The sequence below is a fragment of the Lentibacter sp. XHP0401 genome (assembly GCF_025751535.1).
In the GTDB taxonomy this organism is placed as follows: Bacteria; Pseudomonadota; Alphaproteobacteria; order Rhodobacterales; family Rhodobacteraceae; genus Lentibacter.
The window spans coordinates 37,893-54,305 of sequence record NZ_JAOWLC010000001.1 but is presented as its reverse complement, the minus strand read 5'-3'; the positions used below and the strand labels follow the sequence as shown (position 1 = coordinate 54,305).

Genomic DNA, 16,413 nt, shown 5'->3' with positions numbered 1-16,413 from the left:
CCTGCTCAAGGGGCAAGCTCACTCGCGTGCGCTGTGCATCCCAACCAGCCGCGACAAAAGGATTACAGTATAAAGCACCCCGACAATTGCCTCAAAAGCGGCAAAGGCCTGTGCGTAGTATTTCACAGGGAGAATATCACCATAGCCAAGGCTCGTCAGCGTCACATAGCTAAAATACAGAAGCTCCTGCCAGGCTGTGACACCACCATTCGCCCCCACAAAAGAGCCGGGCTGCAACCACTCGATCAAGGCAAAGACAGCCGCAAAGCCCGATCCGAGGATAAGGTATAGCGATGTCGCCGCCAGAATAATCTCGGTAAACACTTTCCGCGCGGCAAAAATGTATATCCCGAGCACCACAATGATCACCAAATGATAGGCAATCGAGGTGACAAAAACCGCCACCGCCGTAACGGATGTGCCCATTCCCGCGTTGGCAATCCCTGCCGCAAACACAGCCAGCCCTGTCACAAGCGCGGCCATGCGCAGCCGCTTGTCGTGGCTCAACAGCCATGTCCACACCACATACATGCCGCCGTAAAAGACGTAAAACACAACCGCTCCAGCCATGCCCTGCTGGGAAACCGGATAAATCAGGTTGTGCAAGACCACCGCAAACAAAAGCCCGGCTGTCGCCCGGACAGCGCCGTCAGAGTGCGCGCCGCTCATGTCACGGGGGGCTCTTTAGGTTGCATAAGAGCCGTCAGCATCATGATAACCATCATGCCAACACCCAGTATGATACCCGAGGCATGGGCCGCATATACAACATAGCCAAGGATCGGCAGCGCCACGAAGGGCAGTAGATAAGTGACGGGAATACGCCGCGCAATCGTGCGCCGGAAGAGCAGGTTACCGAGAACAAAAATCAAGGGGCCCGCAACCGATATAAGAATGGTCGGCATATGCGCCGGATCTTGCGGGTGCGCAATGATCTCCTCGATCGCCACCGCAACAACAATCGCACCACACACCATAATGCCATGCGCATAAGCCAGCCCTGCACGGGCGAGTTTCGCCTGCGATGCTTCCTGCTCGAACGCCGCTTCGCCCTCTTCGCCGCTATGCACAAAGTAAAGCCACCAAAGCGAGACAATCAGCAAAAAGCCGACAGCCGCAGTGAGCATGATAATCCCGTCAAGATCCGCGCCCACCATGGTGCCCCCCAGAAGCAGGATAGATTCCCCCAACGCAATAATGAAAATAAGCTGGTTGCGCTCCAGAAGGTGCAGCCCTTTCAACGTCCAGGTGTCCATCGGCGTCTTGCCTAATTTGGGCAGCCAGAAGCCCAGATAAGGCGCGCCATAGTCAATCAGAACCGCAATAATCCAGAGCTGCAACCGCACGCTTTCCATGACTGCACCCGCAATCCAGAACAGCCCCGAAAAGGCACTCCACGCGCCAAGCTGCGCATAGTTCTGGCCCATTTGTGTGCCGCGCATCACCAGTGCCATATACCCCGCACGCGCCAAAGCCATGGTGACATAAGCAAACACAAACAGCCCGGCGCGGTAGCTGAAGGCGTAATGTATCGCCACCGCCATCAAAAGCGCGCAGGCCATAAGAAACAGCATCAGCCAGCGCCCTGCCGCATGTTCGGGGTTGATCCAGTTGGCGGCCCAGGCCGTGTAGTTCCACGCCCACCAGACGGCGGCAAAAAGCGTCATCGCCTCAATCGCGCCCATCCAGGTCTGATGCTCGAGCAGGTAGTGCGAAAGCTGGATGATCGTGAAAACATAAACCAGATCGAAGAACAACTCGACGGTCGAAACCTTCAAGTGTCCGCCTCCGTCTCTATGGCGCAGGCTCGCCGCCGGCGCAAAACGCTCTAAAAACAATGACATCAAAAACTCCTTCAACCGTCCACTGGCAACTGTCCACTAAAAGCCGGGTGGTTCTCAAATCAATTATCACAAGAAAATATGCCGCAAAAAGAGCCCAAATCAAAGGTTCCAAACCATGTCAGCACAATCTATTTTTGTTGATAAACCAAGAAGTACCAAATCTAGGGGCGCGCTCTAGGAGGAGGGTTTCAACCGGTCTGTCTCCCTCAAAGAGCACTCACTCGAAGAAAAACTGCACCATCTCGTCAAGCACCTTGGCCCGCATGGCAGGTTTTTCCACAAGCACCTCGTGCTCCGCCCCCTCAACCATAACCAACCGCCCGTTGTTCCAGCGCTTCATACGGTCCTTGATGCGTTCCACATCGACAATCCGCTCCTGCGTGCCAAGAAATGTAATCGTGCGGGTCTGGGGCGAGGGCATACGGTGCAGGGCAAGTGTCTCTCGCAAAGCTTCGGCCAGCCAGCCAAGCGAAGGCCCCGCCAAAGTCAGCTCCGGCTGTGCCTCTGCCTGACGCACCATATAGGCCCACATATCACGGTCAGTCGTGAGCATATTGTCGTCAAACGGCTCGGTCATTACGTAGGTTTCGCTTTTCGTGCCGGGCGCAAAGTTCGCGCCTTGCCCGATCGCACTGCTCAGGTTGGCCAGCGCCCAAGCCACCGGGCGCATCTGCCGCGACAAGTAAATCCCCCACATCGGTGCTGAAAACGCTGCCGCTTTCACGTCAATCTTCTCATAAAGCGCACGCAAACCGATCGAGCCGCCCATAGAGTGCCCGAGCAAGAAAAACGGCTCTACAGCACCCTCTGCCTTGGCCGCGGCCACCATAGCGCGCACATCGCGCTGATAGTCGCCAAACTGCGCCACATGACCCAGAAGCGCAGGCTCCGCCAGCCTGTCGGCAAGTCCTTGTCCGCGCCAGTCGATCGCAAAAGTCGCCAGCCCGCGCTCTGCAAATTCGCCAGCCGTGCGTCCGTATTTTTCGGCATATTCCGTCCGCCCGGGCATCAGCAATACCGTGCCGCGCGCAGCCGCATGTGGCCAGTGCACAACCCTCAGCCGCACACCGTCTTCCGCCGTGAGCCAGAGCGCGTATCCGCCCTCCGGCCCCTCGGCAATCCCGTCGAAATAGGGAGCAGCCTCAGACATTCAGCTCAAAACCGAGCCAAGTTGCATCGCCATACCCATGTCACCGTCCACAGACAGCTTGCCGCCCATAAAGGCTGCGGTGGCGTTCATGTCCCCCGAGAGAATCGCTTCAAACACATCGCGGTCCGCCGAAAGCGTCACGTCGGCCTCGTCATCTCCCGCGCGCGCGCCACTTTCGTCAATCACAACCGCGCCTTCGCCGTTGATCACAAATTTGGCCGTGCCGCCCGAAAAGCCGCCGCCGCCCATCTTCTCGTTCAGTGCCTTTACCGCTCCGTCAATCACTTCGCTCATAATCAAATCCTTCACATTGTTGCGACAAGGCTTGTGTCGGCCCTGCCAGTGGTTATCCTGACACTACTATGAGTATTTCACGTGTCCATCTCAAACCTGCCGTAACGGCACTTGTCGCCCTGCTCACGCTAGGTCAGCCAGGTTTTGCCGATGAAACCGCTGTCTCCGACATGCTCACAGCCCTCAAAGAGGCCAAAGGCCCCGAGGCTGCCCAAATCGCCCGCGATATTGAAATACGCTGGTCCGCCTCCGGCTCGGCCTCGGCGAACCTGTTGCTCAAACGCGGCGAAGATGCGCTTGACGCCCAAGAGCCGCAGGTTGCGCTCGATCATTTCACCGCGCTCACCGATCACGCCCCCGCCTTCGCCGAAGGCTGGCATGGCCGCGCACGGGCTTTCTTTGCTATGGGGGAATATGGCCTTGCCCTTGAAGACCTCAAGCAAACCCTCGCGCTCAATCCGCAGCACTTCGGGGCCATTTACGGCCTCGGCGCCATTCTGGAGCAGATCGAAAAGCCGGAAGAGGCCTATGACGCATACAAGATCCTCTTGAACCTCTATCCGGCTCATGAGAAAGCTCTGCAAGCCATCGCCCGCCTTGAGCCCTCCCTCAACGGAACCAGGCTCTAAAAGCCCCTCTTACCAAGAAGTCAAAGAGCCCCAACATGACCCAGCCAAGGCGCATCACGGCGGTGCTCGGCCCCACCAACACTGGCAAAACCCACTATGCCATCGAGCGGATGCTGGCGTATCGCACAGGCGTTATCGGCTTGCCCCTGCGCCTGCTTGCGCGTGAGGTCTACGACAAAATCGTCGCGGTGCGCGGCCCTTCCGTTGTGGCGCTCGTCACGGGGGAAGAACGCATCATCCCGCCACGGGCACAATATTGGGTCTGCACAGTCGAGGCGATGCCCGAGGGCATGGCCACCGATTTTGTCGCCATCGACGAAATCCAGCTTTGTGCCGATCCCGAGCGCGGCCATGTCTTCACAGACCGCCTCCTGCGCACCCGTGGCCTGAACGAAACCCTGTTTCTCGGCTCTGATTCCATGCGTGGCATCATCCGCGCGCTTGTGCCCGAGGCCGACTTTCTGGGCCGCGAGCGTATGTCACAACTTGTCTACGGCGGCTCCAAAAAAATTAGCCGCATGCAGGCGCGTTCCGCCATCGTCAGCTTCTCGGTCGAAAACGTCTACGGCATTGCCGAGCTGCTCAAGCGCCAGAAAGGCGGCGCGGCTGTCGTCATGGGCGCGCTCTCCCCGCGCACCCGAAACGCGCAGGTCGAGCTTTACCAAAACGGCGATGTGGACTTTCTCGTCGCCACCGATGCCATCGGCATGGGCCTCAACCTCGATATCAACCATGTCGCCTTTTCCGCCACCGCAAAGTTTGATGGCCGCCGCATGCGCTCGCTCATGCCACACGAGCTTGGCCAGATCGCAGGGCGCGCAGGGCGTGGTATGTCGCACGGCTCTTTCGGTGTCACAGGCGAAGCTGCCCCGCTTGAAGATGAAGTCGCACAAGCGATCATGGAGCACCGCTTCGCCCCTGTGAAAAAACTCATCTGGCGCAACCCGAACCTGCAATTCGGCCAGCTTGATGCGCTCATACGCTCACTGGAGGAAAGCCCGCAAGACGAGCTTCTGGTCAAAGCCCGCGAAGCCGATGACCTCGGCGCGCTGAAAACACTGGCCGCCGAAGCCGAGCCGCGCGCCCGCGCCTCCGATGCCGCCTCGGTGCGCCTTCTGTGGGATGTCTGCTGCGTGCCCGACTTCCGCTCCATCTCCTCCGCCGAGCACGCCGCCCTCCTTGGGCAGATTTTCGCGCATCTTCACGAGCGCGGCGAACTGCCCGAAGACTGGATCGCACGGCACATAAAACACATAGATCGCCCCGCCGGTGACATCGACACATTGTCCAAACGGCTGGCCTTTATCCGCACTTGGACCTATGTCGCACAGCGAAAAGGCTGGACAAAGGACGATTCTCATTGGCGCGGGACGACTCGCGCTGTAGAAGACCGCCTGTCAGATGCGCTTCACGAGGCGTTGACCCAGAGATTTGTCGACAGGCGCACATCTGTGCTCCTGCGGCGCCTAAAACAAAAGGAGGCCATGTTGGCCGAAGTAAATGAAAATGGTGAAGTGACGGTCGAGGGCGAATTCGTCGGCCGTCTCGAAGGGTTCCGCTTTTCGCAGGACAAATCAGCAGCAGGCCAAGAGGCCAAAACGCTCAAGGCCGCCAGCCTTGCCGCGCTGACCCCGCATTTTCACTTATTGGCCGACCGTTTCTACAACGCGCCCGACACCGAGATCGACTTCACCGAGCAAGGTGGCCTCATGTGGGGCAACACCGCCGTCGGCAAACTCATCCGCGGTGCCGATGCGCTCAAACCCACGGTCAAAGCCTTCGTTGATGACGAAGCCGGCGCCGATGTGGCCGAAAAAGTCACCCGCCGCCTCCAGCACTTCATTGATCGCAAAATCGCCACCGCGTTTGAGCCGCTCCTCAATCTCTCGCGCGATGAAACCCTCACAGGCCTCGCCCGCGGCTTTGCCTTCCAGATGGTCGAAGGTCTGGGCATCCTGCCCCGCGCGACTGTTGCCAATGATGTAAAGTCGCTCGATCAGGACGCCCGCTCCGCCCTGCGCAAACACGGCATCCGCTTTGGCCAGTTCACAATCTTCCTGCCGCTGCTCCTGAAGCCCGCGCCCACACGCCTGCGCCTCGTGCTCTGGTCGCTCGCGCAAGATTTGCAGGAATTCCCCGAATCTCCGCCCGCGGGCCTCGTCACGGTGCCCAACATGTCGGCCCAACCACAAGGCACCGACACAATGGCAGGCTACCGCAACGCAGGCACCCGCGCGATCCGCATCGACATGCTCGAGCGCCTCGCCGATATGCTGCGCAATGAGGACAGCCGCGGCGGCTTTGAAGCCAAAGCCGATATGCTCTCGATCACCGGCATGACCCTTGAACAGTTCGCCGACCTCATGACAGGCCTTGGCTACAAGGCCGAAAAAGGCGAGCGCGTAAAGGTAAAAGCCGTCGATCAGGCTCTGGGTGCGCCACAAATAGAGCCCACACCCGAGACAGCCCAAGACAGCGTTGAAAACATCCCCGACGAAGGCATCGCCCCCGTCGCCGTAGAGCCCGAGGCCGCAGGTGAAGTCCCCGCCGACATCCCCGCCGCCTCCGAAACAGAAGCGCTGCCCGGCGAAGCCCCCGATGCAGCCCTCGAAGCGCCTGAAATGGAAGTCTTCTACAGCTTCACATGGGCAGGCAACCGCGGCAACGCACGCGCTGCCCGCCCTGCGCGCGCCGAAGGTGACAAGCCCCGCGGCAAAGGAAAACCCAAAGGCAAGCCCCGCGGCAAACCGCAGGGTGACAAACGGGGCGCACAGTCCTACCAGTCTCGTCCGCCCAAGGAAAAAGCAATCGACCCGGATAACCCCTTCGCCGCTGCGCTGATGGGGCTTACCAAGAAAGACTGATGGCCGAAACGCCACAAGCACCCGCCAAACTACGCCTCGACAAATGGCTCTGGCACGCGCGCTTTTTCAAAACGCGCGGCCTCTCCGCCAAGCAGGTCTCGGGCGGGCATGTGCGCGTGAACAGCCAAAAAGCGCTTAAACCCGCCTATAGCGTCACGGCGGGAGATGTGCTCACCTTCGCCCAAGGCGATCAAATTCGCGTCATCAGGGTTCTCGGGCTCGGCACACGCCGTGGCCCCGCCCCCGAGGCCCAGGCCCTTTACGAAGACCTGACACCGCCCCGTGAGGAGCGCGCGCCCGAACCTGCCCGCACAGGCCCCCGCCCCACCAAGAAAGACCGGCGGGACCTCACCGCTTTCAAAGAGGGGCTGGAGGATGAAAACTGAGCCATTTCGCAACACCACCACCTGCGGCATAGAGTGCGCTTGAATGATCAGACAAAAAAGTTTAGCCCACGACCTGAGATAAAACTGGGGTTCTAAGAATGACCTACATCGTCAATGATGCCTGCATCGCCTGCAAATACACCGACTGCGTCGAGGTTTGCCCTGTAGATTGCTTCTACGAGGGCGAGAATATGCTGGTCATCCACCCCGACGAATGCATCGATTGCGGCGTCTGCGAGCCCGAATGCCCCGCCGATGCCATCCGCCCCGATACCGATGCGGGCACGGAAAAATGGGTCGAATTCAACCGCAAGTATTCCGAAATGTGGCCCGTCATCGTGAGCAAAAAAGACCCACTCCCCGAAGCCGAAGAACGCGACGGCGAAGAGGGTAAGCTGGAGAAGTATTTCTCCGAAGCTCCGGGTGAAGGCGGCTAACCCGCCTTTCACGCCCAAAACCGCCTCCCCGCCAGACCCTTTCTTTTGGCGGTGATTCGTGGTATGTAACGTCTATGTAAAGTATGAAACCTGCCTGATCCCATCCCCCGAGCTTTTGCTTGAAGGATGGTTTTGTCTGTCGAATAATTCAACCTGTCGGGGTGACACACGCCGCCCTCAGGGGATGTTTTTGACCTTCTCACAGGGTTTCTCGGCAATGCGAGGAAAGATTGCATGAGCAAATCGAAGAAAGCGGAGTTCCGCGCCAATGAATTCGTCGTCTACCCCGCCCACGGTGTGGGCCAGATCGTCTCGATCGAAAAGCAGGAGGTCGCCGGCTTCGAACTGGAGCTTTTTGTGATCTCTTTCGAGAAAGACAAAATGACACTTCGCGTCCCTACCAACAAAGCCACCGAAATCGGCATGCGCGGGCTCTCGAGCCCGGATGTTGTGAGCCACGCGATGAAGACCCTCAAGGGCAAGGCCAAGGTCAAACGCGCGATGTGGTCACGCCGTGCGCAAGAGTATGAGCAAAAGATCAACTCGGGCGATCTCATCGCCATCGCCGAAGTGGTGCGCGATCTGCACCGCTCCGATGACCAGCGCGAGCAAAGCTACTCCGAGCGCCAGCTCTACGAAGCGGCGCTTGAGCGCCTCACCCGTGAAGTCGGCGCCGTTGAAGGCGGAGACGAACTCGCCGCAGCAAAGCAGATCGACGACGTTCTGGTCAGCCGCGCCGCGTAAACCACTCTAAAAAAACAAAACCCGCGCCGGTTCCAAAACCGCGCGGGTTTTCTTTTGGCCAAAAGCCTCTCAAATCCCCCACGCCCTTCTTATTGCCAAAGATATCCTGGGGGAGCGCGAGGGGGTGACACCCCCTCGCAACGGTCGGATTTGCGCAAAGCGCAAATTCGAACCCCAAAAAAGGGCGCGGCAGATTTCTCCGCCACGCCCTCAAATTCTTTCGCTCTATCAGCTTAGCCGCGCGCGCGGCCCACAAGCTTCCAGGCCGCAGGCAAAAGCATCGCCGCCAGAACCAGCTTCACAGCGTCGCCCACAAGAAACGGTGTTAGGCCCCATGCCAGAAGCGGCTTGTCAAAACCGTAAAGCATACCCAGCCAGATCAGGCCCGGAACATAAATCAGAGCATTGCCGATCAACATCGCACCGGCCATCTTGCCCGCCGAACGGTCCCAACCGGCGCGCGCAAGCGTGCCCAAAGCCAATGTCGCCAGCACGTAGCCAACCAGATAGCCGCCTGTGCCACCCATCATATATGTCAGCCCGTAAGTCTCGGCTGATGATCCGACGAACACATCAAAGCCCATCACACCCAGCATCAAATACGCGCCGATTGTCGCCAGCCCGAGACGCGGGCCGTAAGCTGCACCCAACGCAAGCACAGCAAATGTTCCCATGGTGATCGGCACCGGCCACATCGGCACAGCAATCTTCGCCGAAACCGCCAGCGTCATCACACCTGCAATCACAAGGGCTGCGCGCTTTACCCATAGGGCAGCGCCCGTATCCGCCCCGAATGTTTCTGTCAAAACCTTGTTCGTCATGGCAATGGCCATTCCACGTCCCTCCATTTGTTTGCGCAATTTCTGCACGAGCAACATGATTTGTGCAAGTCAGAACCGCTCACACACGAGAATAATGCGAAATCATTTCATAATTTTTGCGAGGGCCAAAAACCTTCCAACGCGCTTCAAAGCGCGGCCAATCGGCAAAATCATAGCACACATCATACTGGTCAGGCGCACACCAGTGCCCCGTCTCTCCGCCTTCTGCGGGAACCCTGTGAAAGAACCGCCCGTCCTCGAAATAGACATTCAATTCCGCATCCCAGACGTATCGCCGCTCCGCCCGCATCGGTGTCTGGCCCTGCACATGCAAAAGCCCCTCCTCCGCATAGGCCCCCTCTTGCGTCCAGACAGCCGTGCCTTCAAAGCGCGCCTCTGGCCCCACCGCAGGCACAATCTGCCGGGACAGCGCCCAATGGCCCTCAAAGTCGGCAAGTTGTCTCATATATACGCGTCCTGACTTGAGGTTAACCAAGCCCCAGTCTATGACCGCTCCAACCCAACCTGCAACAGCGAAGGCTTCCTTATGATCGAGCGTTACTCCCGCCCCGAAATGGTCTCCATCTGGTCCGCCGCGACCAAATTCAAAATCTGGTACGAGATCGAGGCCCACGCCTGCGATGCCATGGCCGATCTGGGCGTGATTCCGCGCGAAAATGCCGAGGCCGTCTGGAAGGCCAAGGATGTCGAGTTCGATGTTGCCCGTATTGACGAGATCGAAGCCGTGACAAAGCATGATGTCATCGCCTTTCTGACACATCTGGCCGAGCATGTCGGCTCCGACGAGGCCCGCTTCGTGCATCAGGGCATGACAAGCTCCGATGTGCTCGACACCTGCCTCAACGTGCAACTGGTGCGCGCCGCCGATATCCTGCTTGCCGATATGGACAAGCTGCTCGCCGCGCTCAAAACCCGCGCGATGGAGCACAAAATGACAGTCCGCGTGGGCCGTTCACACGGAATTCACGCCGAGCCGACAACAATGGGCCTCACCTTCGCACGTTTCTACGCCGAGATGGACCGCAACAAGAACCGCCTTGAAAAGGCCCGCTGGGAAATTGCCACTGGTGCCATTTCGGGCGCGGTTGGCACCTTCGCCAATATTGATCCTGCCGTTGAAGAGCACGTCTGCGAAAAGCTCGGCCTGCGCGCCGAGCCGATCAGCACACAGGTCATCCCGCGCGACCGTCACGCCATGTTCTTTGCCACGCTCGGTGTCATCGCTTCCAGCATCGAGAATGTCGCGATAGAGATCCGCCACATGCAGCGCACCGAAGTTCTGGAAGGCGCCGAGTTCTTCTCGATGGGCCAGAAAGGCTCATCGGCGATGCCGCACAAGAAAAACCCTGTGCTGACAGAAAATCTCACAGGTTTGGCGCGGTTGGTGCGCATGGCCGTTGTCCCCGCGATGGAAAACGTAGCCCTCTGGCACGAGCGTGACATTTCGCACAGCTCCGTCGAGCGCGCCATCGGCCCCGATGCCACCATCACGCTCGATTTTGCCCTCGCCCGCCTCACGGGTGTCGTCGAGAAAATGCTGATCTTCCCCGACAACATGCTCGACAACATGAACAAATTCCCCGGTCTCGTTATGTCCCAGCGCGTGCTTCTCGCCCTCACCCAAGCGGGTGTATCCCGCGAAGATGCCTACTCGATGGTGCAGCGCAATGCGCTCAAAGTCTGGGAAGAACGGCTTGATTTCCAAGAGCTTCTGCTCGCTGATAAAGAGGTCGTGGCAGCCCTCGGCGAAGATGGTATCAAAGCCAAATTCGATATGGGCTATCACACCAAACACGTCGACACGATCTTCAACCGCGTGTTCGGCGAGAGCTGAGCCACAGTCCACAGCTTTCAAAACGGCGGCTTTGAAACCGGAGCCGCCGTTTCTATTTCGACCCATTTCAGGCGCAGCGCCGCCGCTTCACGCCCCAATGCGCCACATCTCTATGCGCAAACCGCTTTTCGTGTTATCCTCTCCTCGCAAACAGAGAGGATTGCCCTATGAATAAACTCGTTCTCGCGACAGCCTTCATCCTGTCCGCCTCCTTCGCCGCCGCCGAGTGCAACCGTGGCCACGAACAGGCTATGAGCTGTGCCGAAGGCCAGAGCTATGACGCCCAAACAGGTGCCTGCGTGCCGCTCGTCAACAGCTGACCGCAGCTTACTCCTCGCACGCCTGAGTGCCGGAGGTTGTAAAATCTCTGGCCAATCGGCCTTTGCGTCCAAGACCTTCACATTTCCGCGAGCGAGCAGATTCATTCCAGCTGCAAACCCGCCGCGAACCCTCTGACATAAAAAGACAAAATAACGCCCCGCTGACACGGAATAATCGACTATTTTTGTCGATCAACCTTGCGTTTCCGAGCCTGAGGTGCATTTTTGGGTAAACTTGAAAGCCCAGCCAAGCAGGAGATTCCGTGTCCCTTTTCTTCATTGTCCTCTTGCCTTTCCTCGGCGCTCTCCTCCCTGGTCTCATGAATTCCGCTGGCCGCGCCGCTTGTGCAGGCGTCACCTTTACCGTCAGCCTCGCCGCCTTCGTCGGCCTGCTCACCAACTTGCCAACCGTTCTCGCCGGTGAGGTCGTCACCGCAAGAATCGACTGGATGCCGCTCTTGGGCCTCAACTTCACGCTGATGCTCGACAGCTTGGGCTTTTTCTTCGCCCTGCTCATTCTGGGCATCGGCCTGCTCATCATCGCCTACGCACGCAACTACCTCAGCCGCAATGACAACATGGGAGAGTTCTTCACCTATCTCCTGCTCTTCCAAGGCGCGATGGTCGGCATCGTTCTGTCCGATAACATACTGCTTTTGCTCATTTTCTGGGAGCTGACATCGCTTTCCTCCTTCCTTCTTATCGGCTATTGGAAGCATCTCCCCGCAGGCCGCCAGGGCGCGCGCATGGCGCTTGCGGTCACGGGCATGGGTGGCCTTGCCATGGTCGGTGGTATGCTCATTCTCGGCCAGATCGTCGGCAGCTATGACCTGAGCACCATCTTGCAAAACCGCGAGCTCATTCAGGCCGATCCACTCTATGTGCCTGCGCTATTGCTCATCCTCTTGGGCTGTTTTGCCAAGTCGGCGCAATTCCCCTTCCACTTCTGGCTCCCACACGCCATGGCCGCGCCCACGCCGGTGTCGGCCTACCTGCACTCCGCAACCATGGTGAAAGCAGGTATCTTTCTCATGGCGCGCATGTGGCCCGTGCTTGCAGGCACACCGGAATGGTTTGTCATCGTCACTTCAGCGGGCCTCATCACAATGGTCCTCGGCGCGGTGATTGCCCTCTTCAAGCACGATCTGAAAGCGCTGCTGGCCTTCTCGACAGTCTCTCACCTCGGCCTCATCACCATGTTGCTGGGCACAGGCACAGCCTTCGGTTCAATGGCGGCAGTGTTTCACATCCTCAACCACGCAACGTTCAAGGCCGCGCTCTTCATGTCCGCAGGCATCATTGATCACGAGGCCCACACCCGCGATATCCGCCGCCTCGGCGGCTTGCGCACCCTCATGCCGGTCACCTTTGTAATCGCAACGCTGGCAGCGCTCTCCATGGCGGGCATCCCGCTGCTCAACGGCTTTCTCTCCAAGGAAATGATGCTTGAGGAGGCCTACGGAACAGCGCTCTTCGGCGTTCCGTGGCTCGTGCCCGCGCTCGCCACCTTCGGGGCGCTCTTCTCGGCGGCTTACAGCTTCCGCCTTATCGGACATGTCTTCTTCGGCCCCGTCCGCGATGATTACCCCGCAAAGCCGCATGATCCCCCCGCCGGTCTCTGGCTGCCGCCCGCCCTTCTGATGATCCCTGTTGTGGTCATCGGTATTGCGCCTTTTATCGCAGAACCTTTCGTAAAGCTCGTTACAAGCGCAGTGCTCGGCGATGCCGCCAGCTTGCCATCGGCTCATTTCAAAATCTGGCACGGCCTCGTGCCGGCGCTCTACATGTCGCTTGTCGCGGTCGCTGGCGGCCTTCTCCTTCTGGCCGTCTTCAACCCTGCGCTGCGCCTCTGGGATGCCACACCGCGCCCCGAAGCCAAGCAAATCTTTGACAGCCTTATCAAGGCCTGCGTCAGCCTCGCGCAGGGCATCATCCTGCCGCTGCACAATGGCGCTTTTTCGCGCTATGCCGCCATCGGCGCAGTCGCCATCCTCGCGGCAGGCTTTCACGCCTATATGTCCGGCACAGTCGGCGCGACAACCCGCACTGTTCAGCCCGCCAGCCCCGTGACAATCGCAGGCTGGCTCATGCTGGTCGCGGCCACCGGCGGCATGGTGTTCATGCACCGCAACCGCCTCCTGTCACTCATTCTCATCGGCATTGTCGGGCTCATGGTTTCCATAGGCTTTGTCTTCTTCAGCGCCCCCGATCTGGCAATGACCCAGTTCACCGTCGAGGTGGTCACAATCATCCTGATGTTGCTGGCGCTCAACTTCCTGCCAAACACAACACCCGTCGAAAGCACCGTTCTGCGCCGCGTGCGCGATGCTGGCGTGGCCATCGCAGGTGGCCTCGCCACCTTTGGTCTCGCCTATCATTACCTGCTGCGCGATGCCATCACCACGCCGATCAGCGAATTTCATCTCGCCAACTCCTACAAAGGCGGCGGCGGGACCAATGTTGTCAACGTGATCCTCGTAGATTTCCGCGGCTTTGATACTTTCGGCGAAATCACCGTGCTCGGCATCGCCGCGCTGCTCATCTACGCGCTTACCGAAACACTTCTGGGTGGCCCCGTGCGGGCGCGCCTGCTCAACCGCAAGCCCGACCAGCCCCGCGCAGGCATCAAGCATCCGATGATGATGGTTGTGCTCACCCGCGTTATCATGCCGATGGTCCTGCTGGTCGGCTTCTACATCTTCCTGCGTGGTCACAACGAACCGGGCGGCGGTTTCATCGCAGGTCTCATCGTCTCGATCGCCGTGGTCATGCAGTATATGGCGAGCGGTTTCTCATGGGCCTCTGCGCGCTTGCGCTATCCCTATCACGGCGTCATCGGCGCGGGCGTTCTCATTGCGGGGCTCACAGGCATCGGGTCGTGGTTTTTCGGCAAGCCCTTCCTCACGTCCGACTTTACCTATGTGCGCATCCCGCCGTTTGAAAAGTTCGAGCTGGCCACAGCCGCACTGTTCGATCTGGGGGTTTTCCTTGCCGTTGTAGGCGCCGTAATGCTCTCGCTGGAAAGTTTCTCGCGCCTCGCGCGTCGCGCCCATGTGCCCGATAGCGAACATCCGATGGACATCGACCCATCGCGCGAAGGGCCACCCCCCGAAAAAGCCGGTTTTGCAAAGGAGGGCGTGTAACATGGAACTTCTCGTCGCGTCCGCCATTGGCGTTCTCACTGCCGGGGGCATTTACCTTATGCTGCGCCTGCGCACCTTCCCGGTGATCCTTGGCATCTCGCTGCTCACCTACGCGGTCAATGTCTTTCTCTTTACCTCGGGCCGCCTCACTGTCGGTGCACCGCCCATCCTGCGGGACGGGGTCAGCACTTACACCGATCCGCTGCCGCAAGCCCTCGTGCTCACCGCAATCGTGATTTCCTTCGGCATGACCGCCGTTGTGGTCATGATCGGCCTTGGTGCCTTCCTCGGCACCGATGATGACCACGTGGATGACCAAACCGATACCTCGACCCTCGATGAAGAAGCGGAGGGCACATCATGACCCATTGGATCATCGCACCCGTTGTTCTGCCAGCCCTGCTTGCCCCCTTCATCGTGCTGGCCGCGCGCTATCATATCGGCATCCAGCGCGTCCTCTCCGTGGCGGGGGTCCTCGCCCTTGTGGCCATCGCGGCAGGGCTGGCCGTGCAGGCGTCTGATGGCACGATCACGCTCTACCAGCTCGGCGATTGGGCCGCGCCCTTCGGCATCGTTCTGGTGGGCGACAGGCTGTCCACCTTCATGGTGCTGCTCACCACCCTGCTTGCGCTGTTCGTGCTGCTTTACGCAATAGGCTCGGGGTGGGACAATCGGGGCCGCCATTTCCATGCGCTGTTCCAGTTCCAGCTCATGGGCATCCTCGGCGCCTTCCTCACAGGGGATCTATTCAACCTGTTCGTCTTCTTCGAGGTTCTGCTCATTGCCTCCTACGGCCTGATGATCCACGCAGGCGGCAACGCCCGCCTGCATGCAGGCGTGCAATATGTGTTGTTCAATCTCATCGGCTCGACGCTGTTTCTCTTCGCCCTCGGCGCAATCTATGCGGAAACAGGCACGCTCAACATGGCCGATCTTGCGCAGCGCGTAACGCTCATCACCCCCGAGGAAACCGTCGGCATCCGCATCGCAGCCGTGCTTCTGCTGCTGGTTTTCGCCATCAAGGCCGCCGTTGTGCCGCTGCACTTCTGGCTCCCCTCAAGCTATGCCGAAGCGCCCGCGCCCGTGGCAGCGCTCTTCGCAATCATGACAAAGGTTGGTGCCTACGCCATCATCCGCGTCTACACGCTGATCTTCCCGCCGGAGCTTGCCGCTACGGCCGGTTTGCATGATCTCTGGCTTCTCCCCGCTGCGCTCCTGTCGCTCGCCATAGGCATGGTCGGCGTGCTGGCGGCCAAGAAGCTCGACAGGCTGGTCGCTTTCTCGATCATCGGCTCCATGGGTATGGTCATGGTCGCAATCGCCCTTTTCACCCCTGCGGGTATTTCCGCAGCACTTTACTATATCGTGCATTCCACATTTGCAGGCGCAGCACTGTTTCTCGTCGCAGATCTGGTGCGCACAGGACGGGGCAATCTCATGCTCACGGCACAGCCCCCCGTTTCAGGCGCGGCTCTCACGGCGGCCCTGTTCTTCATCGGCGCCATCGCCATGGCAGGCCTGCCGCCGCTCTCGGGCTTTCTAGGCAAACTCTTGCTGCTCTATGCCGCCTTCGCCTCGCCTCACGCCGCCTGGATCTGGGCCGTGGTGCTTGTCGCCAGCCTCATCAGCATCGTCGGGTTTGCCCGTGCAGGCAGCACCCTCTTCTGGAAGGCCCAAAGCCTCGCGCCCGACCCCGAGGCAGACATCCCGGACGAAGGCCAGGCCGACCCGATGCCAACACCCGCGCCTCTGGCCTATATAGCCGTCGGCGGGCTCATCGCACTTCTGGCCGCACATACCGTCTTTGCCGGACAGGTCCACAGCTACACAAGCTCCATCGCTGCACAACTCGCAGCACCCGAACCTTATATCGCAATATCGCTCGACACCCCGGGCAAACTGAGCACGCCACAGGAGGGCTACTGA

16 protein-coding genes are annotated in these 16,413 nt (G+C 59.4%); 10 read left to right on the top strand and 6 right to left on the bottom strand.

The features are described from left to right. Positions 1–18 precede the first annotated feature (18 nt). The 4 genes from OE750_RS00295 to OE750_RS00280 form a co-directional block, all read right to left on the bottom strand. Complete coding sequence (locus OE750_RS00295; RefSeq protein WP_263760209.1) at positions 19–669, bottom strand: potassium channel family protein; 651 nt, start codon at positions 667–669, stop codon at positions 19–21. Beyond that, a complete protein-coding gene (locus OE750_RS00290) occupies positions 666–1,844 on the bottom strand; it encodes a low temperature requirement protein A (RefSeq protein ID WP_263760207.1) in 1,179 nt (392 codons plus the stop codon). The genes OE750_RS00295 and OE750_RS00290 overlap by 4 nt, the downstream gene beginning before the upstream one ends. A 217-nt stretch (positions 1,845–2,061) precedes the next feature. Then, on the bottom strand, positions 2,062–2,994 hold the full coding sequence (locus OE750_RS00285) for an alpha/beta hydrolase (protein WP_263760205.1): 933 nt from the start codon (positions 2,992–2,994) through the stop codon (positions 2,062–2,064). Continuing rightward, a complete protein-coding gene (locus tag OE750_RS00280) occupies positions 2,995–3,288 on the bottom strand; it encodes an SCP2 sterol-binding domain-containing protein (protein WP_263760203.1) in 294 nt (97 codons plus the stop codon). 68 nt (positions 3,289–3,356) lie between these two features. Here OE750_RS00280 and OE750_RS00275 point away from each other — a divergent pair, with 68 nt between their 5' ends. From OE750_RS00275 to OE750_RS00255, 5 genes are all read left to right on the top strand, one after another. Further along, a complete protein-coding gene (locus tag OE750_RS00275) occupies positions 3,357–3,917 on the top strand; it encodes a tetratricopeptide repeat protein (RefSeq protein ID WP_263760201.1) in 561 nt (186 codons plus the stop codon). 35 nt (positions 3,918–3,952) lie between these two features. Next, on the top strand, positions 3,953–6,781 hold the full coding sequence (locus OE750_RS00270) for a helicase-related protein (protein WP_263760199.1): 2,829 nt from the start codon (positions 3,953–3,955) through the stop codon (positions 6,779–6,781). Beyond that, the gene (locus OE750_RS00265) at positions 6,781–7,167 is read left to right on the top strand and encodes an RNA-binding S4 domain-containing protein (protein ID WP_263760197.1); all 387 of its coding nucleotides are present in this window, start codon (positions 6,781–6,783) and stop codon (positions 7,165–7,167) included. Before OE750_RS00270 ends, OE750_RS00265 begins: the two co-directional genes overlap by 1 nt. Before the next feature lie 98 nt (positions 7,168–7,265). Then, entirely contained in the window at positions 7,266–7,604 is a 339-nt protein-coding gene (gene fdxA / locus OE750_RS00260) for a ferredoxin FdxA (protein ID WP_263760195.1), read from the top strand. A 234-nt stretch (positions 7,605–7,838) separates the two neighbouring features. Continuing rightward, positions 7,839–8,348 (top strand): CarD family transcriptional regulator, encoded by a 510-nt coding sequence (locus OE750_RS00255; RefSeq protein WP_263760193.1) that lies wholly within the window; start codon positions 7,839–7,841, stop codon positions 8,346–8,348. A 233-nt stretch (positions 8,349–8,581) separates the two neighbouring features. Here the strand turns inward: OE750_RS00255 and OE750_RS00250 are convergent, their stop codons facing one another. After that, positions 8,582–9,181, bottom strand: a complete 600-nt coding sequence (locus OE750_RS00250) for a biotin transporter BioY (protein WP_263761151.1) — start codon at positions 9,179–9,181, stop codon at positions 8,582–8,584. Between the two features lie 67 nt (positions 9,182–9,248). Further along, positions 9,249–9,635 carry a DUF6314 family protein gene (locus OE750_RS00245; RefSeq protein ID WP_263760191.1) on the bottom strand — a complete coding sequence of 129 codons (387 nt, stop codon included), beginning with the start codon at positions 9,633–9,635 and terminating at the stop codon, positions 9,249–9,251. A gap of 81 nt (positions 9,636–9,716) precedes the next feature. Between OE750_RS00245 and purB the strand changes: the two genes are divergently transcribed. From purB to OE750_RS00220, 5 genes are all read left to right on the top strand, one after another. Further along, entirely contained in the window at positions 9,717–11,024 is a 1,308-nt protein-coding gene (gene purB, locus OE750_RS00240) for an adenylosuccinate lyase (protein ID WP_263760189.1), read from the top strand. Between the two features lie 167 nt (positions 11,025–11,191). Continuing rightward, complete coding sequence (locus tag OE750_RS00235) at positions 11,192–11,344, top strand: chitin-binding domain-containing protein (protein WP_263760187.1); 153 nt, start codon at positions 11,192–11,194, stop codon at positions 11,342–11,344. A 263-nt stretch (positions 11,345–11,607) separates the two neighbouring features. Next, on the top strand, positions 11,608–14,487 hold the full coding sequence (locus tag OE750_RS00230; protein ID WP_263760185.1) for a monovalent cation/H+ antiporter subunit A: 2,880 nt from the start codon (positions 11,608–11,610) through the stop codon (positions 14,485–14,487). A gap of 1 nt (position 14,488) precedes the next feature. Next, positions 14,489–14,851, top strand: a complete 363-nt coding sequence (locus OE750_RS00225; protein ID WP_263760183.1) for a Na+/H+ antiporter subunit C — start codon at positions 14,489–14,491, stop codon at positions 14,849–14,851. Beyond that, entirely contained in the window at positions 14,848–16,413 is a 1,566-nt protein-coding gene (locus OE750_RS00220) for a monovalent cation/H+ antiporter subunit D (RefSeq protein ID WP_263760181.1), read from the top strand. The genes OE750_RS00225 and OE750_RS00220 overlap by 4 nt, the downstream gene beginning before the upstream one ends.